Raw genomic sequence first — 22684 nt, 5'->3', positions numbered from 1 at the left:
TCACCACATGTCCACTTACAGGCCAACCCGGGAGCTCAACACGCTATACTCCCGCTCTTTTTTCCGGAGCGACGACATGTCCCTGCCTAGCCTGCGCCTCAAAGCCAATGCCGACCGTCGTCTGCGCAACGGTCACTTGTGGGTCTACAGCAACGAAATCGATGTAGCTGCTACGCCTTTGCACGGTTTCAAGGCCGGCGACCAGGCGATCCTCGAAGCCGCCGGCGGCAAGCCGCTGGGCATCGTTGCCATGAGCCCGAACAACCTGATCTGCGCTCGCCTGCTGTCGCGCGACATCAAGCTGCCGCTGGACAAGTCCCTGCTGGTGCATCGCCTGAACGTGGCCCTGTCCCTGCGCGATCGCCTGTTCGACAAGCCGTTCTATCGCCTGGTCTACGGTGATTCCGACCTGTTGCCAGGCCTGGTCGTCGACCGTTTCGGCGACATCCTGGTGGTGCAGATCGCTTCGGCCACCATGGAAGCCCATAAAGACGACGTGATCGCGGCGCTGATCCAAGTGCTCAAGCCAAGCGGCATTCTGTTCAAGAACGACTCCGCCGCCCGTGACGCCGAAGGCCTCAACCGTTACGTCGAAACCGTTTTCGGCCTGGTGCCGGAGTGGGTTGCACTGGAAGAGAACGGCGTGAAATTCGAAGCCCCGGTCATCCAGGGTCAGAAAACCGGCTGGTTCTACGACCACCGCATGAACCGCGCACGCCTGGCGCCGTACGCCAAGGGCAAGCGCGTGCTCGACCTGTACAGCTACATCGGCGGTTGGGGCGTGCAGGCTGCCGCATTCGGCGCCAGTGAAGTGTTCTGCGTCGACGCCTCGGCCTTCGCCCTCGACGGTGTTGAGCGTAACGCCGCACTGAACGGCTTCGCCGAGAAAATGACCTGCATCGAAGGCGACGTCTTCGAAGCCCTGAAAGAACTGAAAGCCAGCGAAGAACGCTTCGACGTGATCGTGGCCGACCCGCCGGCGTTCATCAAACGCAAGAAAGACATGAAAAACGGCGAAGGCGCCTACCGCCGCCTGAACGAGCAAGCCATGCGCCTGCTCAGCAAGGACGGCATCCTGGTCAGCGCCTCCTGCTCGATGCACCTGCCGGAAGACGACCTGCAGAACATCCTGCTGACCAGCGCCCGTCACCTGGACCGCAACATCCAGATGCTGGAACGTGGCGGTCAGGGCCCGGATCATCCGGTACATCCGGCGATTGCTGAAACCCGTTACATCAAGAGCATTACTTGCCGGTTGTTGCCGAATAGCTAACGCGATTTCTGTAGGAGCGAGCACGCTCTCGATGGTCGTCAACGATAACGCGGGGAACCTGACACCCCGCGACGTCCTTGAGTCCATCGCGAGCCTGCTCGCTCCTACAGATCAAGCATTGGCGACACATTCTGACTCGCTGTCATAACGACAGCCCCGCCTGTGGCGTCTAACGTTTTCTCTTCCAATCACAGAAGAGGACAACGGAATGTCCAGCACGCCACACGGCCACCGCTTACGTACCGGCCGCCACTCAGAACATGGCCGCACCTATCTGCTCACCGCTGTTACTCACGAGCGAACCCCGTTCTTCAAAGACTGGCGCTTGGGGCGCCTGCTCGTGCATGAATTCAGAAAGGCTCATGAAACAGGAAATGCCACCTCTATCGCTTGGGTAGTCATGCCGGATCACTTTCACTGGCTGGTCGAGTTGCATAACGGTGATTTACCGAAACTGATGCAAGCCACCAAAGCCCGAAGTGCCCGCGCGATCAATCTCAAGCGGGGCCAGCCCGAGAGACTATGGCAGAGAGGTTATTTCGACCGGGCACTACGTCGGGAGGAGGACCTGAAAGCCGCTGCTCGATACATCATCGCCAACCCCCTATGCGCAGGCCTCGTCGACCATATCGGCGATTACCCACTCTGGGACGCTATGTGGCTCTGACGCCCGCCCCACTGTAGGAGCGAGCATGCTCGCGATGATCGTCAACGATAACGCTGGCAACCTGACACCCCGCAGCGCTCTCAGGTTCATCGCGAGCATGCTCGCTCCTACAGCGTTGCGTCTTTCCACACGTCTCGTGAATGCTTGCAGGCATTCCCTCCAGCCGCCAGCCGTGTAGAATCGCGAACATTCATCGCCAGTCATCCCCGGCGGGTTTATGAGCTCAAGCTGAAGCGCGCGGCGATCCCGCAAAGTTATCGGCAACTTCCGGACACGCGGCCATTTCTGAGTGTTCCAGACGTCAATAGAAGCTCACTTCCCTTTTGATACCTGATTAGCCGCCCGGAGTGCTTCATGCCTGATTACCGCTCGAAAACATCCACCCACGGCCGCAACATGGCCGGTGCCCGCGCACTGTGGCGCGCAACGGGGATGAAAGATGACGACTTCAAGAAGCCGATCATCGCCATTGCCAACTCGTTCACCCAGTTCGTACCGGGCCACGTGCACCTCAAGGACCTGGGTCAACTGGTCGCCCGCGAAATCGAACGCGCTGGCGGTGTGGCAAAAGAATTCAACACCATCGCTGTCGATGACGGCATCGCCATGGGCCACGACGGCATGCTGTATTCGCTGCCGAGCCGCGAGATCATCGCCGACTCCGTCGAGTACATGGTCAACGCCCACTGCGCCGATGCGATCGTCTGCATCTCCAACTGCGACAAGATCACCCCTGGCATGCTGATGGCGTCCCTGCGCCTGAACATCCCGGTGATTTTCGTCTCTGGCGGCCCGATGGAAGCCGGCAAGACCAAACTCGCTTCCCACGGCCTCGACCTCGTCGACGCCATGGTGATCGCCGCCGACTCCAGCGCTTCTGACGAGAAAGTCGCTGAGTACGAGCGCAGCGCCTGCCCGACCTGCGGTTCGTGCTCCGGCATGTTCACCGCCAACTCGATGAACTGCCTGGTTGAAGCGCTGGGTCTGGCACTGCCAGGCAACGGTTCGACCCTGGCCACCCACAGCGACCGCGAACAGCTGTTCCTGCAGGCTGGCCGCACCATCGTCGAGCTGTGCCAGCGTTACTACGGCGAGAACGACGAGTCGGTATTGCCGCGCAACATCGCGAACTTCCAGGCGTTCGAAAACGCCATGACCCTGGACATCGCCATGGGTGGTTCCACCAACACCATCCTGCACTTGCTGGCCGCTGCCCAGGAAGCCGAGATCGATTTCGACCTGCGCGACATCGACCGCCTGTCCCGTCACGTGCCGCAACTGTGCAAGGTCGCGCCGAACATCCAGAAGTACCACATGGAAGACGTGCACCGTGCCGGCGGGATCTTCAGCATCCTCGGTTCGCTGGCCCGTGGCGGCTTGCTGCACACGCAACTGCCAACCGTGCACAGCCGCAGCATGGAAGAAGCCATCGCCAAGTGGGACATCACCCAGACCACCGACGAAGCCGTGCATCACTTCTTCAAGGCTGGTCCGGCAGGCATTCCGACGCAAACCGCGTTCAGCCAGTCGACCCGTTGGGACACCCTGGACGACGACCGTGAAAACGGCTGCATCCGCAGTGTCGAGCACGCTTACTCGCAAGAAGGCGGCCTGGCCGTTCTCTACGGCAACATCGCCCTGGATGGCTGTGTGGTGAAAACCGCGGGTGTCGACGAGTCGATCCACGTGTTCGAAGGCAATGCCAAGATCTTCGAAAGCCAGGACAGCGCCGTACGCGGCATCCTCGCGGACGAAGTGCAGGCCGGCGACATCGTGATCATCCGTTACGAAGGCCCGAAGGGCGGCCCGGGCATGCAGGAAATGCTCTACCCGACGTCGTACCTGAAATCCAAAGGCCTGGGCAAAGCTTGCGCCCTGCTGACTGACGGCCGTTTCTCCGGCGGCACTTCCGGTCTGTCCATCGGCCACGCTTCGCCTGAAGCCGCTGCCGGTGGTGCAATCGGCCTGGTGCAGGACGGCGACAAAGTGCTGATCGACATTCCGAACCGCTCGATCAACCTGTTGGTCAGCGATGAAGAACTGGCCGCGCGCCGAGTGGAGCAGGACAAGAAAGGCTGGAAACCGGTGGAAGTGCGTCCACGCAAAGTGACCACCGCACTGAAAGCCTACGCCCTGCTGGCGACCAGCGCCGACAAGGGTGCTGTGCGTAACAAGGCGATGCTCGACGGGCTGTAAGCGTTAACCGTTGAACAAAAAATGCCCCGCCATGTGCGGGGCATTTTTTTGCCGATCGTTTTTACCGACCCATTACCGAAGCCCCTCCTGTAGGAGCCGGCTTGCTGGCGATTGCGGTGCGTCAGCCAATATTGATGTCGGGAGTGACGGCCTCATCGCTAGCAAGCCAGCTCCTACAGGAGATTGTGCCATTCGCACGATTGTAGGAGCCGGCTTGCTGGCGATGCAGGCACCCCGGTCTTACTGAATCTCCTCTGGTTTCACAATCACCCAATTCTTGTCCGCCGTCACCGGCAGTCCTTCCTTGGCCTGGGCCGCAGCGTGCTTGGCCATCATGCCGTTAATCTGGGTCATGTATTTATCCTTGCGGTTGACCCACAGGTGGATGCCGCCCTTGGCCACGTCGACATCGTGGAACAGCATGTAGCCATCGCTGGTCGGTGTGTCGCCGCCCACCAGTATCGGTTTTTTCCACTCATCGATGTAGGTCAGGATCGCCGCGTGCTTGCCGGCCATCCAGGTCGCAGGTGTCCACAGGTACGGAGTCATCTCCAGGCCGAGGTTGGCCTTCTCGTCATATTTGCCGGCGGTGATCTGCTTGCGCGCGGTGGTCAGTGCGCCGGTTTTCGGGTCTTTGAGCAGCAGCGTCACGCCGATCACATTCTGCGGTTTGACGTTGTAGCCGTACTTCGGATCGGCCGCGACCATGCGTACCAGCTCCTCGGAAGCGGCGGTCATCACGTAGACCTCGATGCCGTTCTCCATGAGCTTGTTGTACAGCTCTTGCTGGCCGGTGAAGATTTTCGGCGGATTGACGTCGAGTTTCTTGACCACATCGCCTTCGTAATACGTCGCCGGTACCGGTTTGCCGGACGCCATCATCTCGTCGACGTAGCCTTTGAGTTCTTGCAGCGTGAAGCCGGAGAACACCTGAGCGACCCATGGGTAGCAAACCATGTCGTCGAGTTCACAGAGACGGTAGTAGTAACTGAACAGGCTCTCCTTGTGGTCGGCGGTGTCCTTGAACGGCATCAGTTTCAGGGAGGGGTCGAGCTTGTCGCGGGTGATCAGGCCCTTGTTCTCCATGAACGGCAGCAACGACTCTTCGAGGTCGTAGCGGTAACTGGTGTTGTCCATGTCGAACACCGCGTAATTACCTTTGTTGGCGTTGGCCGCGATCATCGCGTCCAGTGCCTTGGCCTGATCGGCGGGCCAGTGTTTCAGATCCGTTGCGAGCACCTGGCCGACAAGGCCGAGGCAAAGTGCTGCCGCGAGAAACTTCGGTGCGAACTTCATTTGGAAAATCTCCCTGATTTAGAGGAGATCGACGCTAACAAATAAGTGTGACGGCCTTGGTCTGTCAGCGACCGTCCACGTCCCTATCGCGCCAGCTGCATTTCTGACAGCGACATCCGCTTATTCCAAAAACGACAGTTGCCAGACGTTTTTGATATTAAATCATTAGTTTTCAAGCTGTTAGGCTTGCCGGTTCGCAGCTGCGCCGGAAGGCAGCTGGCACAAGTCTTACTCGGAGTTCTCATGAATCTGCCGCTGATCCTCAATCTGCTGGTATTCCTCGCCCTGCTCTTCGGCCTGGCGCAAACGCGCCACACCACCTGGAGCCTGGCGAAAAAAGTCCTGCTCGCCCTGGTCCTTGGCGTTGCGTTCGGTGTGGCGTTGCACAGCGTTTACGGTGCCGGCAACCCGGTGCTGAAAGCCTCGATCGGCTGGTTCGATCTGGTGGGCAATGGTTATGTGCAGCTGCTGCAAATGATCGTGATCCCGTTGGTGTTCGCCTCGATCCTCAGCGCCGTGGCCCGCCTGCATAACGCCTCGTCGCTGGGCAAGATCAGTTTCCTGACCATCGGCACGCTGCTGTTCACCACCGCCATCGCGGCGCTGATCGGCATCGGCCTGACCAACCTGTTCGGCCTGACCGCCGAAGGTCTGGTGGCCGGCACCCAGGAAATGGCCCGCCTGCAAACCATTCAGAACGACTACGCCGGCAAGGTCGCCGACCTGAATGTGCCGCAATTGCTGCTCTCGTTCATCCCGCAAAACCCGTTCGCCGACCTGGCACGGGCCAAACCGACGTCGATCATCAGCGTGGTGATCTTCGCTGCATTCCTGGGTGTCGCGGCGCTGCAATTGCTCAAGGATGATGTGGCGAAAGGTCAGAAAGTGATCAACGCCATCGATACCCTGCAAGCCTGGGTGATGCGCCTGGTGCGTCTGGTGATGAAGCTGACCCCGTACGGCGTACTGGCGTTGATGACCAAAGTGGTCGCTGGCTCCAACCTGCAAGACATCATCAAGCTCGGCAGTTTCGTGGTGGTGTCCTACATCGGCCTGGGGCTGATGTTTGTGGTGCATGGCCTGCTGGTATCGGCGGCCGGGATCAATCCGCTGCGCTTCTTTCGCAAGATCTGGCCGGTGCTGACGTTTGCCTTCACCAGTCGTTCGAGCGCTGCGACGATTCCATTGAGCATCGAGGCGCAGACCAGCCGCCTGGGTATTCCGCAGTCCATCGCCAGTTTCGCGGCGTCGTTCGGCGCGACCATTGGCCAGAACGGTTGTGCCGGTCTGTACCCGGCAATGTTGGCGGTGATGGTGGCGCCGACTGTCGGTATCAACCCGCTGGACCCGCTGTGGATCGCGACGCTGGTGGCGATTGTCACGTTGAGTTCGGCCGGTGTGGCCGGGGTGGGTGGCGGTGCGACGTTTGCCGCGTTGATCGTGCTACCGGTAATGGGTTTGCCGGTGTCATTGGTGGCGTTGCTGATTTCGGTCGAGCCGCTGATTGATATGGGGCGTACGGCGTTGAACGTCAGTGGGTCGATGACGGCGGGGGCGATTACCAGCCAGGTGATGCAGCAGACGGATAAAGCATTGCTGGATGCGGATGAGCATTCGGCATTGGCGCAGGCTTGATCGGAGCCTGATAGACCGCTATCGCTGGCAAGCCAGCTCCTACAATGGAATGCGTTTCCCCTGTAGGAGCTGGCTTGCCAGCGATGCTTTTAGGCTTTTTCCCAGACTTCGAAGCTGTACGCCGGCTTGTCGCCTTCCGCCGGGTTCGGCACATTCGACACCAGTTTCCACTGGTTCAAATCAAACTCCGGAAACCATGCATCCCCGTCCGGGCTCAGCGCCACGCGGGTCAGGTACAACCGGTCAGCCTGCGCCAGCCCTTGCGCATACAACTGCGCACCGCCGATCAGCATCAGCTCATCGACGCCCTGCTCCTTCGCCCACTCTTCGGCGCGAACGACGGCGGCTTCCAGCGACGGATAAACCTCCGCACCTTCCAGCACCAGATCCGCCTGACGGCTGACCACGATGTTCAAGCGGCCCGGCAACGGGCGGCCGAGGGAGTCCCAGGTCTTGCGACCCATGATGATCGGCTTGCCGAGCGTCGTGGCCTTGAAGTATTTGAAGTCCCCCGGCAGGTGCCAGGGCATGCTGTTGTCGACGCCGATCACGCGGTTTTCACCGAGGGCTGCGATCAGGCTGAGGGGGAGTGATTTAGTCATGCCGGCGAGGATACCAGAGCCGCGCTTTCGCCGATAAGCGCCACAACGGTTATGCTCACAGCTCATTTAAGCGACGGGATGCCGCGTGACTGAACTGAATACCCTCTGGCTGACAGAAACCATCCGCCTGCGCGAAGAACACGCAGGTCCCCTGGAAGACCTGGAAGCCAACCGAATGGCACGCAGTGCTGGCGGCGACCTGCCGGCCCGCATTCAACGCCGCGCCCTCTGGCTGGCCGAACGCGATGGCCTGGCCGATGCGCTCAAGCACTGGCTGCAAGGCGCGCGACTGGCACTGATCGTGATGATGCTGCTGGCCGTGGTCAGCGGCGCTGGCCTGGCCTTTGCCGCCATGGGTGACGGCCTGCATCCGGTGAATGTGTTCTGGGCCTTGGGCAGCCTGTTGGGGCTAAACCTGATCCTGCTGCTGAGCTGGGCCTTGGGTCTGATGTTTGCCGGTGAGCACGGCGCCAGCCTCGGACGCTTGTGGCTGTGGCTGAGTGAAAAATTCGCCCGCGACGCCAAAGCTGCGCAACTGGCGCCAGCCCTGCTGCTGTTGCTGCAACGCCGCAAACTCAATCGCTGGGCCATCGGTCTGCTGGTCAACAGCCTGTGGTTGCTGGCGATGCTCAGTGCCTTGGTCATTCTGCTGACGCTGATGGCGACCCGGCGTTACGGATTCGTCTGGGAAACCACCATCCTCAGCGCCGACACTTTCATTGCCGTGACCCAAGCCCTCGGCGCGCTACCGGCCGTGCTCGGTTTCAGCGTGCCGACCGAAGAGATGATCCGCGCCAGTGGCGATGCCGCACTGAACATCGAAAGCGCCCGTCAGGCCTGGGCCGCGTGGCTGGTCGGCGTGCTGCTGATTTACGGCGTGGTGCCGCGCCTGTTACTGGCGCTGTTGTGCCTGTGGCGCTGGAACTCCGGCCGATCCACTTTGCAGCTCGATTTGAACCTGCCCGGTTACGCCCAACTGCGCGAACGGCTCATGCCGACCAGCGAACGCCTCGGCGTCAGCGATGCCGCGCCAGCACAATTGCATCGCGTGGAAAGTGGCGTCAGCGAACAGCAAAGCGACGGTGCATTGTTGGTCGCCATCGAACTGGACGACGATCGCCCCTGGCCGCCGCAACTGCCGAAAAACGTCAGCAACGCCGGCGTTCTAAACAGCCGTGAATCGCGGCACAAACTCCTCGAACAACTGAGCCGCTTCCCCCCGACGCGATTGGCGATCGCTTGCGATCCGCGGCGCTCGCCGGATCGCGGCAGCCTGGCCTTGATTGCCGAACTGGCCCGCAGCGCCAGCGCCACCCGCGTCTGGCTGCTGCAAGCTCCGCCCGGCGAAGCACTCGACGCCGAACGCCTCGGCGATTGGCACGTAGCGCTGCAACAACTGGAGCTGCCGTTTGCCGATTGCGCACCGATGAACTGGCTGGAGACGGGTCATGACTGACACCAGCAAGCAGCCTCTGAAACTCGCCGTTGTCGGCCACACCAACGTTGGCAAGACCTCGTTGCTGCGCACCCTGACGCGCGATGTCGGTTTCGGCGAAGTGTCCCATCGCCCCAGCACCACGCGGCATGTCGAAGGTGCGCGGCTGTCGGTGGACGGCGAGCCACTGCTGGATCTCTACGACACGCCCGGCCTGGAAGACGCCATCGCCCTGCTCGATTATCTGGAACGCCTGGAGCGTCCCGGCGAACGTCTGGATGGTCCGGCGCGACTGGCGCGCTTTCTCGATGGCAGCGAAGCCCGGCAGCGGTTTGAACAGGAAGCCAAAGTGTTGCGCCAGTTGCTGGCCTCGGACGCTGGGCTTTACGTGATCGATGCCCGCGAGCCCGTACTCGCCAAGTATCGCGACGAACTCGAAGTGCTCGCCAGTTGCGGTAAACCGCTGCTGCCGGTGCTGAATTTCGTCAGCAGCGCCAACCATCGCGAACCGGCGTGGCGTGAAGCCTTGGCGCGTTTGGGCCTGCATGCCTTGGTGCGCTTCGACAGCGTGGCGCCGCCCGAGGATGGCGAACGCCGACTCTACGAAAGCCTCGCTCTGCTGCTGGAAAGCGCACGACCACAACTGGAACGCCTGATCGCCGACCAACAAGCTCAACGTCTGGCCCGCCAACAAAGTGCGGCGCGGTTGATTGCCGAATTGTTGATCGACTGCGCTGCCTGCCGCCGCAGCGTGGTCGCCGATGTCGAACAGGAACAGCAGGCGATCAGCGAGTTGCGCAAAGCCGTGCGCCAACGCGAACAACGTTGCGTTGAGGCGCTGCTCAAGCTTTATGCCTTCCGCCCGCAGGACGCCGCTGCCAGTGACTTGCCACTGCTCGACGGTCGCTGGGGTGATGATCTGTTCAACCCGGAAACTCTCAAGCAACTGGGCGTGAGGGTCGGTGGCGGGATCGCTGCAGGTGCGGCGGCCGGGGCCGGGGTCGATTTGCTGGTCGGCGGCATCACCCTCGGTGCGGCGGCACTGGCCGGGGCCATCGCCGGCGGCGCCCTGCAAACCGCCCGCAGTTATGGCAGCCGCTTGCTGGGCAAGCTCAAGGGCCAACGCGAGCTGACCGTCGATGACAACGTGCTCCGGCTGTTGGCGCTGCGCCAGCGGCAATTGCTGCAAGCGCTGAATGCCCGTGGCCATGCGGCGATGGACAGCATTCAAGTCGCCACGCCACAGGATAAAACCTGGCGCGAAGGCAAGTTGCCCGAGGCCCTGAACAAAGCCCGGGCGCATCCACAGTGGTCGTCGCTGAACCCACAGGCGAAGTTGAATCAGGCAGAACGCCAGGAGCAGGTTGAGGTGTTGGCGCAGCAGCTTTAGCTCTGAAATTGTGGTGAGGCGGCTGGCGCCATCGCGAGCAAGCTTGCTCCTACAGGGTTCGTCGTTGTTCTCTGGATCTGAATACGACAGCGATCCAAGTGAACACTACCAGCCGAGCTTCAAGTACTCCCGCACCAACGCCCTGACCCGGTTCCGATCCGTGCGATTGGCGTGCCCGTCGTTATCCACATCGCTGCTCAGAATCACCTCGAATGCACCATCGTTATCGAGGTCATGGGCCGCGGCTTTGTAAATGATCGTCGGACCCTCGTGAAAATGCAGCCGCACCGATTCCGGTGTGCCGTCAGCGGAAGGGTTCAGCGAAAAAATCCGCAGGTGTCGCTCCTCACGATCACCGGCGTTGAACCAGGCGCACTTCAGGTAAGTGGTGCCCAACGTCGTGAGTTGCTGCCGTTCAAGCATTGTCGCCTCGCGCAACAACTGCTCGCCTTCATAAAACCGGAAATACAGGCTGTCCGGCTGACCCGAATCGCTGGGGTCCTGTGCAATGACTTTTAGATATCGCATCCTTGCGTTCCTTGTCTAAAAGCTCAGCCTGAACATTGTCGACCGTGGATTCCATGCCTGCATTCTCTATCACCCGTCAGACAAGTCATCACGCGTTGCGGGACAACAACTCGACAGCCTTGCCTTTCAAGAGACCGAGATCAATCACCGGCACGTGCATTTCCTTGGCCAGCTCATCCCACTGGCGCATGCGCAAACTCACGGCGCACAGCGGGTCCTGCGCGAACGCCTCAGCCTCGGCTTGCGTCATGACGCCGCCCTGATACTCCAGCGTCCGGCGACTGGCTTCGCTCAAACGCTCGTAGTACCCCGGCTCTTTCAGCGTCAGATAACGCTTGGCCTGAACGTGGTATTCGACCAACCGCGCCATTCGTTCGCTGAAACCTGCACGGCGCAAGTAATCCGCGCCCAAGCGCTCATGACTGACCACACCGAAGCCACCCATGCTCTCGGCACTCTCGGCGCAGATGTGCCCGATGTCATGGAAAAACGCCGCCAGCACCACTTCATCATCAAAGCCTTCGGCCATAGCCAGCTCAGCGGCCTGAGACATGTGCTCGATCTGCGACACCGGCTCGCCGATGTAATCGCTGTCACCAAAACGCTCGTACAGAGCGAATACTTCAGCGACGATTTGTTCATTGCGTTCCATCAGATTTCCCCCAATACAGCTGCGACGTTTCGTTCGGCCATCGCCGGCCCGACACTCATGCCGACACCGGAGTGCATCAATGCCACGCTCAGACCCTTTGCCGGACGCAAGAACGAAAACGGTCCCGGCCCCCGTGAACCATAGACACCCTGCCAGCGTTCGACCACTTGCACCTTGCAGCCCAGAGTCTGCTCGGCCAACTCGATCATCCAGTCGTCGACCTGCTCGGCATTGAAGGGTGACGGATCGCTGCCGTAATGGTGCGAATCGCCGATGATCAACTCGCCATGGGGTGTCGGGCTGATCAGCAGGTGGATGCCGTTTTCGTGCAGGTGCGGCGCGGCGCGCAGAATTTCGGCCTGCACCGCAGCGACTTCCGGCAAATCCGCGAAGGCGCCGTAATGCACGCAGCTCAAACCGGTGAGTAGTGCGTGTTGCAGGTTCAGATTGATCTGCGGGCGGGCTCGCAGCATTTGCAGGCGGCAGATTTGCGGGTCGAGTTCGGCGATCTGCTCGGCCAGCAAGGTCTGATAGTCGTGGCCGGAACAGACGATGATTTGCTCGGCACTGAAGCTGCCAGCCGTGCTATGTAAACGGCCCGGCTCGATGTCGCGCACCAGGGTGGAGAAGTGAAACTCGACGCCCAGGTCGCGACGCAGAAAGTCGATCAGCGCCGGAATCGCTTCGCGCGAATACAGCTGTTGGTCGTCCATGCCATGCAAAGCAGCGCGATGATGGCGGAACTGACCACCGTACAAATCGCGCAGTGCAGCGCCGCGCAGCAGGTCGACGCGGTAACCGTGTTCGACGGCGCGGCCTTCGCAGAAGGCTTCCAACAGGTGCTCTTCGGCCTCGGTGCGGGCGAACAGGTACGAGCCGTTGCGCTTGAGTTGCAGGCCTGCGAGTTGCGCCCAATCGCCCCAGATTCCGCGACTGGCGCGGGCCAGTTCCAGCATCGGGCCCGGCGGTTGGCCGGTGACCAGTGCCTGGCCGAAGTTACGCACCGTCGCGCCGAGGGGCGTTTCGCTGCGTTCAAAAACCCTGACCTTCAGACCGCGTTTGGCGGCGGCATACGCATGGGACAAACCCAGGATGCCGGCGCCGACGATCAGCATGTCGTTGTGATGTGTCATCTAGAGGTGTCCTGAATTCAAGGCCGCTATCGCTGCCAGTTCCTACAAGTGCGACGCGAACCCTGTAGGAGCTGGCTTGCCAGCGATGAGGCCCTGTCAGCCGATGAAGTACTTACTTGGCCGCCACTTTCTCGGACTTGCCGTCATAGCGCTTGCGCCATTCGGTCAGGATCGCGTCGCGGTTCTTCGACGCCCAGGCGAAGTCGTTCTTGATCAGGCGCTGCTCGTAGTCGGCCGGCAGTTCGGTCTGCGGCTTGGCGATGCCAGGCTGCGCGAGCACGGCGAAGTTTTCTTTGTAGAGTTCCATCGCCTCGGGGCTGGCAGAGAAGTCAGCCAGTTTCTTGGCGGCTTCTTCGTGAGCAGTGCCCTTGATCACCGCAGTCGCTTCGATCTCCCAACCCAGGCCTTCCTTCGGCAGGATGATGTCCAGCGGCGCGCCCTGGCGTTTCAATTGAACGGCCGGGTATTCGAAAGAAATACCGATCGGGAATTCACCCGCCGCCGCCAGTTTGCAAGGCTTGGAACCGGAGTGAACGTACTGGCCGATGTTCTGGTGCAGACCGTCCATGTAGGCCCAGCCCTGCTTCTCGCCAAAGGTTTGCAGCCAGGCGCTGACGTCGAGGAAACCGGTGCCGGACGAGGCCGGGTTGGGCATGACGATCTTGCCCTTGTACTCAGGCTTGGTCAGGTCCTGCCAGCTCACGGGTTTGGTCAGGCCCTGCTTCTCGGCTTCGACGGTATTGAAGCAAATGGTCGCGGCCCAGACGTCCATACCGACCCAGGCTGGCGGGTTGGCGGCGTCGCGGTAGTTCGCGCCGATCTTGCCCAGATCCTTTGGCGCGTAGCTTTGCAACATGCCTTGCTGATCGAGAATCGCCAGGCTGGAAGCGGCCAGGCCCCACACAGCATCGGCCTGCGGACGGGCTTTTTCGGCCAGCAGCTTGGCGGTGATGATGCCGGTGGAATCACGTACCCATTTGATTTCGACGTCCGGGTTGGCCTTCTCGAACGCTTCTTTATAGGTCTTCAGTTGTTCGGCTTCGAGGGCGGTGTACACCGTCAACTCGGTTTTCGCCGCAAAGGCGTTCAGGCTGAAAGCGGTGAGGACAGCAGCGGCCAGGGCGGCCATAGGCTTGAACATAATCTTTTCCTGTTTTTTGAGTTGAGGGGTTGTACAGATTCAATGACCGGGCACGGTCTGCCGCCAGGCCTGGGAGCGGCGCAGCAAGCCGCGCGAGGCCCAGGCCAGCAGCAGGGACACGCCCGCCGAGGTAATCAGGATCAGGGTCGACATCGCTGCCGCGCCGCCGACGTTGCCGGCGTCGTCCATGTTCAGCACCGCCACCGCCGCGAGGATGGTGTCGGGGCTGTAGAGGAAGATTGCCGCCGACACGGTGGTCATGGCCGAGACGAACAGGTAGCGCACGATATCCAGCAGCGCCGGCAGGCAGATCGGCACAGTGACGCGCAGGTAATGGCGGTACAGCGGCGCCTTGAGCGACAGCGCGGCGGCCTCGAACTCGGCGTCGAGTTGGCGCAGCGCGGTGGTCGCGGTCATTTGCGCAGTGGTCAAATAGTGAGCAATGGTGCAGACGATCAGCAGGGTCATGGTCCCGTACAACACATGCAACGGGTTGCCGGTGAGGTTGAAGAAGAAGACGTAACCCAAGCCCAGCACCAGACCCGGCACCGCCATCGGTACGAAGCTGAGCATGCGCAGGGCCAGATTCAAACCCTGCTGACCCTTGGTTTTCTCCATCAGGTACGCGCCGGTAAAGATCAGCACGCTGCCAATCAACGCAGTGCCCAAGGCCATCTTCAAACTGTTGCCGTAGGCCAGCCAGCCACCGCCGGCGGTTTCGTTGAACTGGTAATGACTGAGCGACAGCGACAGGTTGTACGGCCAGAACTTCACCAGCGACGAGAACACCGCCATGCCGAACACCAGCAGCAACGCCGCGCAGATCAGCAGGACAATTGCCAGATAGCAGCCGTCGCGCAGTTTCGATGGCGCGGGTTTGAAGACCTGCGCCCGGCCGCTCATGGCGTCGCCGTGACGCCGACGCAACCACGCATCGACGCCGAAGCTGAACAGCGCCGGCAGCAACAAGACCATGCCGATCAATGCGCCGCGACCGAACTGCTGCTGGCCGACCACTGCTTTGTAAGCTTCCAGCGCCAGCACTTGATAGTCGCCGCCGACGACCACGGGCACGCCGAAATCGGTGATGGTCAGGGTGAACACCAGACAGAACGCAGCGAATACGGCCTGGCGTGTCGCCGGCCAGGTGATGCTGCGGAAGGCTTTTGCAGGACTCGCACCCATGCTGGACGCGGCGTCGAATAGTCGCGCATCGGCCAGGGACAGGGCCGACAGCAGAATCATCAACGCGTGTGGGAAGGTGTAGATGACTTCGCCGAGCACAATGCCCCAGAAGCCGTAAATGTTGTCTGAAAGCAGGCCACGCAACATGCCCTGGTTGCCGAACAGATAAACCAGGGCAATCCCCGGCAGCATCGACGGCGCCATCAAAGGCAGCAGCGAGATGCCACGCCAGATGCCCTTGGCCGGAATCAACGTGCGTTGCAGGGCGTAGGCAAACAGGTAGGCCAACGGTACGACGATGGCCGCGACGCTGAGGGAAACCTTCAGGCTGTTACCGAGCAGCCAGTGGAAGTTTTCACTGGTGACCAGTTCTTTGGCTGCAACCCAACCACCGCCCTGCCCGGCGTCGGCACTGAAACCCCTCCAGAAGATCGCCAGCAACGGCATCAACACGGCGACGCCAAGCAACACGAGCAGAAGGACTTTGCCGCCGACCACGAATACGCGGTCGCCGATCTCGGCTCGGGAGATCTGCCGAACCTGCTTGTGCGGTATCGGCAGCGCAATGTTCGCGCTCATCAGGCAAACACCTGCAGGCTGCGCGGAGGCAAGGCGACCATGATCTGCTGGGCGCCCAGGCGCGGCATGGCTTCCGGCGCCAGTTCAGCCAGCAAGGCGTGGCCCGGCAAATGATCGAGTTCAAAGCTCATGCGGCAGCGGTTGCCGAGGAAGGTGATCTCGCGAACTTTGGCCGGGAACAGGTTTTCTTCGTGAACCAACGGGTTGACGTTGATCGTTTCCGGACGGCAGAACAACCGACCCGACGCGGTCTTGGCGCTACCATCGGCCAGGCGCATGTTCATCCCGCCGACCTGGGCGTGGCTGTCGCTGCTGCGCTGGAAAGGCAGCCAATTACCCTGGCCGACGAACTCCGCCACGAACGGCGTGGCCGGGCGGTTGTAGATTTCCTGAGGTGTGGCGTACTGCTCGACCTTGCCGTTGTTCATCACGGCGATGCGGTCGGCCATCAGCATGGCTTCGTCCTGGTTGTGAGTGACCATCAGGGTAGTGACGCCGAGGTTGCGCTGTAGCTGGCGCAGCTCGGTGCACAGATGCTCGCGCACGCGGGCATCGAGGGCCGACATCGGTTCGTCCAACAGCAACAGCGACGGTGACGGCGCCAGGGCGCGAGCCAGCGCAACCCGTTGCTGCTGACCGCCGGACAATTGGCCAGGGTACTTTTTCTCACTGCCGCTGAGGCCGACCAGTTCCAGCATCTGACCGACACGACGACGCACTTCGTCGCGGCTGCTGCCGGCGAGGCCGTAAGCGATGTTCGCTTCGACCGTCAGATTGGGGAACAGCGCGTAGGACTGAAACAGAATGCCGTAGTCCCGGGCCTGGGGCGCGAGGTGGGAAACATCGCGGTCACCGAGGTACAACTCGCCGCTGTCCTGTTTTTCCAGACCGGCAATGCAGCGCAGCAAGGTGGTCTTGCCGCAACCCGACGGGCCCAGCAGACATACCAATTCGCCAGCCGCGACATCAAGGGAAACGTTATCCAGTGCCGTGAAAGCGCCAAAGCGCTTCTGTACGCCGCGCACTTTCATCGGTGCGCCGGGGTTGGTCAGGGCTGTTGCGATCGAGCTGTTCATGGACGGACCTCATCTAGCAGATGGGGGCCATCCTAGAGTTGTAATGAGTCCGTCATATGGCAGTAAGGCAAAAACTGCCGATAGTGGTATTCGAGGATTTTGGTTCAGTTGCTGTGCTGTCATGACTGACGCCTTCGCTGGCAAGCCAGCTCCTACAAGGTTTCGCATTCCCCTGTAGGAGCTGGCTTGCCAGCGAAGAGACCTGAACAGCGGCCGAAGATCTCAGGCCGGGGCCATTTCCTGTGCCAACCCCAGAAACGCCGCCGGCAGCCGCGCGTTTTTGCGCTCCTTGAGGCAGTACAGGTATTCGGGGATTTGCGGCGCATGCTCGATGGTCAGCACCCGCAAGTGCGGATCATGGGGCACTTCCTGCCGGGCAATGATGCTGATGCCAATGTTGCGCAGCACCGCTTCGCGAATCGATTCGCGGCTGCCAATCTCCAGCAACGGGCCGAACGTCACTCCCGCGCTGGCCAGCAACTCTTCGGTCAAACGACGGGTAGTCGAGCCCGTTTCACGCATCAACAAGGTATGCCCCGCCAGCGCACTGAGCGGAACGTGTTCGTGAACCGCCAGCGGGTGATTGCGATGCACGGCCAATACCAGCGGATCGCTGCCGAGTACCCGGCGAATCAACCGCGCATCCTCCAGCAACTGCGAAGAGGCGGCGACATCCACCCGGTAATCCTCCAGCGCTTCGAGCACTTGTTGGGAGTTGCCGATTTCCACCGACACCTCCACCTGCGGCAAGCGCTCGCGAAAGGTTTTCACCAGGTCGAGGATGTAATACGGCGCCGTGGCGGCGATGCGCAACGTGCCTTGCACCTGGCCGCAGTTGCGCAGGAAAAACTCGATGTCGGCCTCCTGCTGTATCAACACCTTGACCATCGGCAGCAGCCGCGCGCCTTCCTCGCTGACACTGAGACGACGGCCGCCGCGATAAAACAGTTCGACCGAATACTGACTTTCCAGGTTGCGAATCTGCGTCGTCACGGTCGGTTGGCTCAGGCCGAGCTTTTTTGCAGCCTGGGTAATGCTGCCCAGGCGGGCAACCATGTAAAACGCCTTCAGCTCGGCACTCAGCACAACCGTCCCTCATCCGTTATTTACGCAACAGGCGCAAACCGTTGAACACCACCAACAGGCTCACGCCCATATCGGCAAACACCGCCATCCACATGGTAGCGAGCCCGGCGAAGGTTACCCCAAGAAAGATCGCTTTGATGACCAATGCCAGCGCAATGTTCTGTTTCAGGATGCTTGATGTTTGCCGGGACAAGCGGATGAACGATGGAATCTTGCGCAAATCGTCGTCCATCAGGGCGACATCGGCGGTTTCAATCGCGGTATCGGTGCCCGCTGCCGCCATCGCAAAACCGATCTCGGATCGCGCCAGTGCCGGGGCGTCGTTAATGCCGTCCCCGACCATTCCGACGTGGTGACCCTGTGCATAAAGGGATTCGATGGCCTGCAACTTGTCGCTCGGCAGCAAATCACCCCGGGCTTCATCGATGCCCACTTGCGCGGCAATCGCCTGGGCGGTGTGGACGTTATCGCCAGTGAGCATCAGGGTCTTGATGCCCAGATCATGTAACTGCTGGATCGCTTCGCGGCTGGACTCCTTGACCGTGTCGGCCACGGCAAACAGCGCCAACGGACCAGACTGATCGAGCAGCAAGACCACCGACTTGCCCTGCTTTTCCAGGGCGAACAGCGTTTCTTCCAGGGCAGGCGAACACAGGCCCAGTTCCTCGACCAGTCGATGGTTACCCAAGTGATAGAGCTGACCATTGATCTCGCCGCGCACACCACGGCCACCCAGCGCTTCGAAGTTATCCACAACCAGCGCCGCAAACTGTTTATCCACAGCCGCATTGGCGATGGCCAGCGATACCGGGTGATCCGAACGCCCGGCCAGCGCCGCCGCAATGGCCGGGGCCATTTGGTCAGCGTTTGGGGCCAGTGACAGGTAATCGGTCTGCACCGGTTTGCCGTGGGTGATCGTGCCGGTCTTGTCCAGGGCCAGGTAATCGAGCTTGTAACCGCCCTCCAGATAGACGCCGCCCTTCACCAGAATACCTTTGCGTGCCGCTGCTGCCAGGCCGCTGACGATGGTCACTGGCGTGGAAATCACCAGTGCACATGGGCAGGCCACCACCAGCAACACCAGCGCCCGGTAGATCCAGTCGAACCACAGCGCGCCCATGAACAACGGAGGAATGATCGCCACCGCCAAGGCCAGGACAAACACTACCGGTGTGTAGATTTTCGAGAAGCTGTCGACGAAACGTTGTGTCGGCGCCCGCGCGCCCTGGGCCTGTTCCACGGCGTGGATGATGCGTGCCAGCGTCGAATTGTCGGCGGCGGCAGTCACCGCGAATTCAAGCGAACCCGCCTGATTGATGGTGCCGGCAAACACTTTGTCACCGACGGTTTTTTCCACCGGCAGGCTTTCACCGGTTATCGGCGCCTGATCAATGGTCGAATTGCCGGACAGCACTTCCCCGTCCAGACCAATGCGCTCGCCGGGGCGTACCCGCACCCGGGCGCCGAGCGCGATGGTTTTGACGTCCTGCTCGACCCAGCTGCCATCGGCCTGCAACACGGTCGCCTGTTCGGGCGTCATCTGCATCAAGCCACTGATGGCGTTGCGTGCACGGTCCAGCGACTTGGCTTCGATCAACTCGGCGACGGTGAACAGGAACATCACCATCGCCGCTTCCGGCCATTGGCCGATGAAAATGGCACCCGTGACGGCGATGCTCATCAGTGCATTAATGTTCAAATTGCGGTTCTTGAGCGCGATCCAGCCCTTTTTATAGGTGCCGAGGCCACCACTCAAAATCGATACCAGCGCTACAATCGCCACCACCCAGTTCGGCACGGCACCCGTAAAGTGCAGAACTTCCGCCAGCAGTGCCCCGACACCGGACAGCGCCAATGGCCACCAAGGCTTTTTAACCGGTGCCGGTGCGGGCGTTTCAACGCCTTGTTCGAGGGGTTCGGCGTGCATGCCGAGGGACTTGATCGCCTCGACAATCGGCTCGGTGCCGGGCAAGTCGTGGGTCACGCCCAGCACGCGATTAATCAGATTGAACTCCAGCTGGTGCACACCAGTCAGTTTGCTTAGCTTGTTCTGAATCAGCGTCTGTTCGGTCGGGCAGTCCATTGCTTCGATGCGGAAATTGCTCAGACGGGATCCGGCAGTCGGCGCTTCGCTCAGCGTGACTGACACAGGTGCCGCCGCACTGGAGGAACAGCAGGCGTCGCCATGTCCGGTATGACCGTGCTTTTGCACAGGTTTGAGGGTGTGGCTGTGTTCGTGCTCAGCCCCGGGTTTGTGGGAATGCAGGGAATCGCTCATTGGGTTCGTCCATAAGAGTGCCTGTTGCCTAGTTAAGACCCTGTAGCCACTATAGGGTCAAGCCCCGATTTGGAGATTGCCGTCATGAAGATTGGAGAACTGGCGAAGCTCACGGACTGCGCCGTAGAGACGATCCGTTATTACGAGCGCGAAAGCCTGTTGCCAGAGCCTGCCCGCAGCGATGGAAATTACCGCGTTTATACCCAGGCCCACGCCGAACGCCTGACCTTTATCCGCAACTGCCGCACCCTCGACATGACGCTCGAAGAGATCCGCAGCCTGCTGGCGTTCCGCGACAGCCCGCAGGACCAGTGCGAAAGCGTGAATGCGCTGATCGATGAACACATTCACCATGTGAAGGCGCGAATCGACGGTTTGCTGGCCTTGCAGACGCAACTGCTCGACCTGCGCCGTCGTTGCGGCGAAGGGCCGGATGCCGATCAATGCGGGATTTTGCAGCGCTTGGAAGTCAGTGGCGGGGTTGTGGCGACAGAGGTGGAGCATTCCCATGTAGGCCGCAGTCACGGCCACTAAGAACACCGCACCCCCCTGTAGGAGCTGCCGGAGGCTGCGATCTTTTGATTTTGAAAAGCAAGATCAAAAGATCGCAGCCTCCGGCAGCGCCTACATTTGGATGGCGGTACGGCTTCAGACCGCCATCGGCGCCGTCATCGGCGCGTGGTGTTCGTAACCTTCCAGCGAGAAATCGCTCGGCTCCACCCGCTCCAGCCATTCCGGCTGATAAACACCCGTCTTGGCAAACTCCGGCACGCGGTCGGAAATCACCAGTTTCGGCATCGGGAACGGCTCACGCTTGAGCTGTTCGTTGAGCATGTCCAGGTGGTTTTCGTAGACGTGGGCATCACCGATGAAATAGGTGAACCAGCGCGGCGTGTAACCGGTCAGGCGACCGATCAGGCTCAGCAGCGCAGCGCCTTCGGTGAGGTTGAACGGCGTGCCAAGGCCCAGGTCGTTGGAACGGATGTAGAGGGTCAGAGAAATCTCTTTGGTCTCGACGTTCGGGTGGAACTGGTACAGCAGATGGCACGGCGGCAGGGCCATTTCATCGAGTTGCGCGCAGTTCCAGCCGTGGAACAGGATGCGGCGGCTGCCCGGGTCCTTGATGATGGTGTCGATGCACTGGCGAACCTGGTCAATGGCTTTGTACAGCACCACGTAGGCCTGGCCGTTTTCTTCACCTTCGGCAATCTGGCGATAGCCCTGGCTCAGGGTCTGCTCGATGGCAGCCGGGTTGCTGACCGGGATCTGCTTGTACGCCGGCCACTTGCGCCATTGCACGCCGTAGATCTCGCCGAGGTCGTCTTCGCCCTGACGGAACGGGTTGGCCAGCCACTGGGCGTTTTCGTTGGCGTTCTGGTCCCAGACCTTGCAGCCCAACGCACGGAATTCGGCGGCGTTGTTCACCCCACGCAGGAATCCGCACATTTCGCCGACGGCCGACTTGAAGGCCATCTTGCGCGTGGTGATCGCCGGGAAACCTTCCTGCAAGTCATAACGCAGCATCGCGCCAGGAAAGCTGATGGTGTTCACGCCCGTGCGGTTGGCCTGTTTGGTGCCGTTCTTGATGACGTGGGCGACCAGTTCGAGATATTGCTTCATGAATTACCTGTGTCCTTGAACCCGCAACCATCGCTGCGGGGTTCGAATTTTATACCGCTGCCGCTGGAGTCGCCGGAGCGCGGTGATACGCCAGCCAGATCAGGAACAGCCCGCCGAGGATCATCGGCACGCACAGCACCTGGCCCATGGTCAGCCAGTTCCAGGCCAGATAGCCCAGTTGCGCATCCGGCACGCGGACGAATTCGACGATGAAACGGAAGATGCCATAGAACAGCGCGAACATCCCCGATACCGCCATGGTGGGTCGCGGCTTGCGCGAGAACAGCCACAGAATCAGGAACAGCGCCACGCCTTCGAGGGCGAATTGATACAGCTGCGACGGGTGACGCGCCAATTGCGCCGGATCGGTCGGAAAGACCATCGCCCACGGCACATCGGTTGCCTTGCCCCACAACTCGGCGTTGATGAAGTTGCCGATGCGCCCGGCACCCAGGCCAATCGGCACCATCGGCGCAACAAAATCCATCAGTTGGAAGAACGACTTGTTGTTCTTTTTACCGAACCACAACGCCGCCAGCATCACACCGATGAAACCGCCGTGGAACGACATGCCGCCCTTCCACACTTCGAAAATCAGCAGCGGGTTGGCGAGGTAGGCACTCAGGTCGTAGAACAGCACATAACCCAGACGTCCGCCGAGGATCACGCCCATCGACATCCAGAACACCATGTCGGAGAGTTTCTCCTTGGTCCAGGTCGGGTCGAAGCGGTTCAACCGGCGCGACGCCAGCAGCCAGGCGCCACCGATACCGACCAGATACATCAGACCGTACCAGTGGATTTTCAGCGGACCGATGGCCAGGGCCACCGGGTCGATCTGCGGGTAAGGCAGCATTGCGACTCCTCGTTAGAGTTCAAATCTCAAAATGTCCCAGGCGACGCTGTCACGCC

19 protein-coding genes are annotated in these 22684 nt (G+C 60.9%); 7 read left to right on the top strand and 12 right to left on the bottom strand.

Going from position 1 to position 22684, the window contains the following annotated elements; genetic code table 11:
- Window positions 1-76 precede the first annotated feature (76 nt).
- The 3 genes from CKW19_RS07780 (at window position 77) to ilvD (ending at window position 4136) form a co-directional block, all read left to right on the top strand.
- Window positions 77-1273 (top strand): class I SAM-dependent rRNA methyltransferase, encoded by a 1197-nt coding sequence (locus CKW19_RS07780; protein WP_095057371.1) that lies wholly within the window; start codon window positions 77-79, stop codon window positions 1271-1273.
- A gap of 208 nt (window positions 1274-1481) precedes the next feature.
- A complete protein-coding gene (locus CKW19_RS07775) occupies window positions 1482-1940 on the top strand; it encodes a transposase (protein WP_095057370.1) in 459 nt (152 codons plus the stop codon).
- A 354-nt stretch (window positions 1941-2294) separates the two neighbouring features.
- Window positions 2295-4136: a dihydroxy-acid dehydratase gene (gene ilvD / locus CKW19_RS07770; RefSeq protein ID WP_095057369.1), complete on the top strand. Its 1842-nt coding sequence runs from the start codon at window positions 2295-2297 to the stop codon at window positions 4134-4136.
- Window positions 4137-4376: 240 nt separating this feature from the next.
- Here the strand turns inward: ilvD and CKW19_RS07765 are convergent, their stop codons facing one another.
- Window positions 4377-5432 (bottom strand): phosphorylcholine phosphatase, encoded by a 1056-nt coding sequence (locus CKW19_RS07765; protein WP_095057368.1) that lies wholly within the window; start codon window positions 5430-5432, stop codon window positions 4377-4379.
- Between the two features lie 243 nt (window positions 5433-5675).
- Between CKW19_RS07765 and CKW19_RS07760 the strand changes: the two genes are divergently transcribed.
- The gene (locus tag CKW19_RS07760) at window positions 5676-7067 is read left to right on the top strand and encodes an L-cystine transporter (RefSeq protein ID WP_095057367.1); all 1392 of its coding nucleotides are present in this window, start codon (window positions 5676-5678) and stop codon (window positions 7065-7067) included.
- 89 nt (window positions 7068-7156) lie between these two features.
- On the opposite strand, the gene CKW19_RS07755 is transcribed toward CKW19_RS07760, so the two are convergent.
- The gene (locus CKW19_RS07755; RefSeq protein ID WP_095057366.1) at window positions 7157-7669 is read right to left on the bottom strand and encodes a dihydrofolate reductase; all 513 of its coding nucleotides are present in this window, start codon (window positions 7667-7669) and stop codon (window positions 7157-7159) included.
- 85 nt (window positions 7670-7754) lie between these two features.
- Between CKW19_RS07755 and CKW19_RS07750 the strand changes: the two genes are divergently transcribed.
- Together CKW19_RS07750 and CKW19_RS07745 are read left to right on the top strand one after the other, a co-directional pair.
- Complete coding sequence (locus CKW19_RS07750; protein ID WP_095057365.1) at window positions 7755-9125, top strand: DUF2868 domain-containing protein; 1371 nt, start codon at window positions 7755-7757, stop codon at window positions 9123-9125.
- On the top strand, window positions 9118-10494 hold the full coding sequence (locus tag CKW19_RS07745) for a GTPase/DUF3482 domain-containing protein (RefSeq protein WP_095057364.1): 1377 nt from the start codon (window positions 9118-9120) through the stop codon (window positions 10492-10494). The genes CKW19_RS07750 and CKW19_RS07745 overlap by 8 nt, the downstream gene beginning before the upstream one ends.
- Before the next feature lie 105 nt (window positions 10495-10599).
- Here CKW19_RS07745 and CKW19_RS07740 read toward each other — a convergent pair whose 3' ends face one another.
- From CKW19_RS07740 to CKW19_RS07705, 8 genes are all read right to left on the bottom strand, one after another.
- Window positions 10600-11022, bottom strand: a complete 423-nt coding sequence (locus CKW19_RS07740) for a hypothetical protein (RefSeq protein WP_095057363.1) — start codon at window positions 11020-11022, stop codon at window positions 10600-10602.
- A gap of 88 nt (window positions 11023-11110) precedes the next feature.
- A complete protein-coding gene (locus CKW19_RS07735; RefSeq protein WP_095057362.1) occupies window positions 11111-11674 on the bottom strand; it encodes a phosphonate degradation HD-domain oxygenase in 564 nt (187 codons plus the stop codon).
- A complete protein-coding gene (locus tag CKW19_RS07730; protein ID WP_095057361.1) occupies window positions 11674-12807 on the bottom strand; it encodes a TIGR03364 family FAD-dependent oxidoreductase in 1134 nt (377 codons plus the stop codon). Before CKW19_RS07730 ends, CKW19_RS07735 begins: the two co-directional genes overlap by 1 nt.
- Window positions 12808-12919: 112 nt before the next feature.
- Window positions 12920-13948: a putative 2-aminoethylphosphonate ABC transporter substrate-binding protein gene (locus CKW19_RS07725; protein WP_095057360.1), complete on the bottom strand. Its 1029-nt coding sequence runs from the start codon at window positions 13946-13948 to the stop codon at window positions 12920-12922.
- A gap of 39 nt (window positions 13949-13987) precedes the next feature.
- Window positions 13988-15712: a putative 2-aminoethylphosphonate ABC transporter permease subunit gene (locus tag CKW19_RS07720; RefSeq protein ID WP_095057359.1), complete on the bottom strand. Its 1725-nt coding sequence runs from the start codon at window positions 15710-15712 to the stop codon at window positions 13988-13990.
- A complete protein-coding gene (locus CKW19_RS07715) occupies window positions 15712-16788 on the bottom strand; it encodes a putative 2-aminoethylphosphonate ABC transporter ATP-binding protein (protein WP_095057358.1) in 1077 nt (358 codons plus the stop codon). Before CKW19_RS07715 ends, CKW19_RS07720 begins: the two co-directional genes overlap by 1 nt.
- A 222-nt stretch (window positions 16789-17010) precedes the next feature.
- Window positions 17011-17874, bottom strand: coding sequence for a LysR family transcriptional regulator (locus tag CKW19_RS07710; RefSeq protein ID WP_095057357.1), 864 nt, complete (start codon window positions 17872-17874; stop codon window positions 17011-17013).
- A gap of 16 nt (window positions 17875-17890) precedes the next feature.
- On the bottom strand, window positions 17891-20152 hold the full coding sequence (locus tag CKW19_RS07705; protein WP_095057356.1) for a heavy metal translocating P-type ATPase: 2262 nt from the start codon (window positions 20150-20152) through the stop codon (window positions 17891-17893).
- 84 nt (window positions 20153-20236) lie between these two features.
- Here CKW19_RS07705 and cadR point away from each other — a divergent pair, with 84 nt between their 5' ends.
- The gene (gene cadR, locus CKW19_RS07700; RefSeq protein WP_095057355.1) at window positions 20237-20686 is read left to right on the top strand and encodes a Cd(II)/Pb(II)-responsive transcriptional regulator; all 450 of its coding nucleotides are present in this window, start codon (window positions 20237-20239) and stop codon (window positions 20684-20686) included.
- Window positions 20687-20800: 114 nt separating this feature from the next.
- Here the strand turns inward: cadR and CKW19_RS07695 are convergent, their stop codons facing one another.
- Together CKW19_RS07695 and lgt are read right to left on the bottom strand one after the other, a co-directional pair.
- Window positions 20801-21772, bottom strand: coding sequence for a thymidylate synthase (locus CKW19_RS07695; RefSeq protein ID WP_095057354.1), 972 nt, complete (start codon window positions 21770-21772; stop codon window positions 20801-20803).
- Between the two features lie 49 nt (window positions 21773-21821).
- Window positions 21822-22628 (bottom strand): prolipoprotein diacylglyceryl transferase, encoded by an 807-nt coding sequence (gene lgt / locus CKW19_RS07690; RefSeq protein ID WP_095057353.1) that lies wholly within the window; start codon window positions 22626-22628, stop codon window positions 21822-21824.
- Window positions 22629-22684: the final 56 nt, after the last annotated feature.

It is taken from the genome of Pseudomonas sp. Irchel s3f7 (assembly GCF_900187615.1).
In the GTDB taxonomy this organism is placed as follows: domain Bacteria; phylum Pseudomonadota; class Gammaproteobacteria; order Pseudomonadales; family Pseudomonadaceae; genus Aquipseudomonas.
The sequence above is the reverse complement of the archived record's forward strand: the minus strand, read 5'-3'. Positions and strand labels throughout refer to the sequence as shown.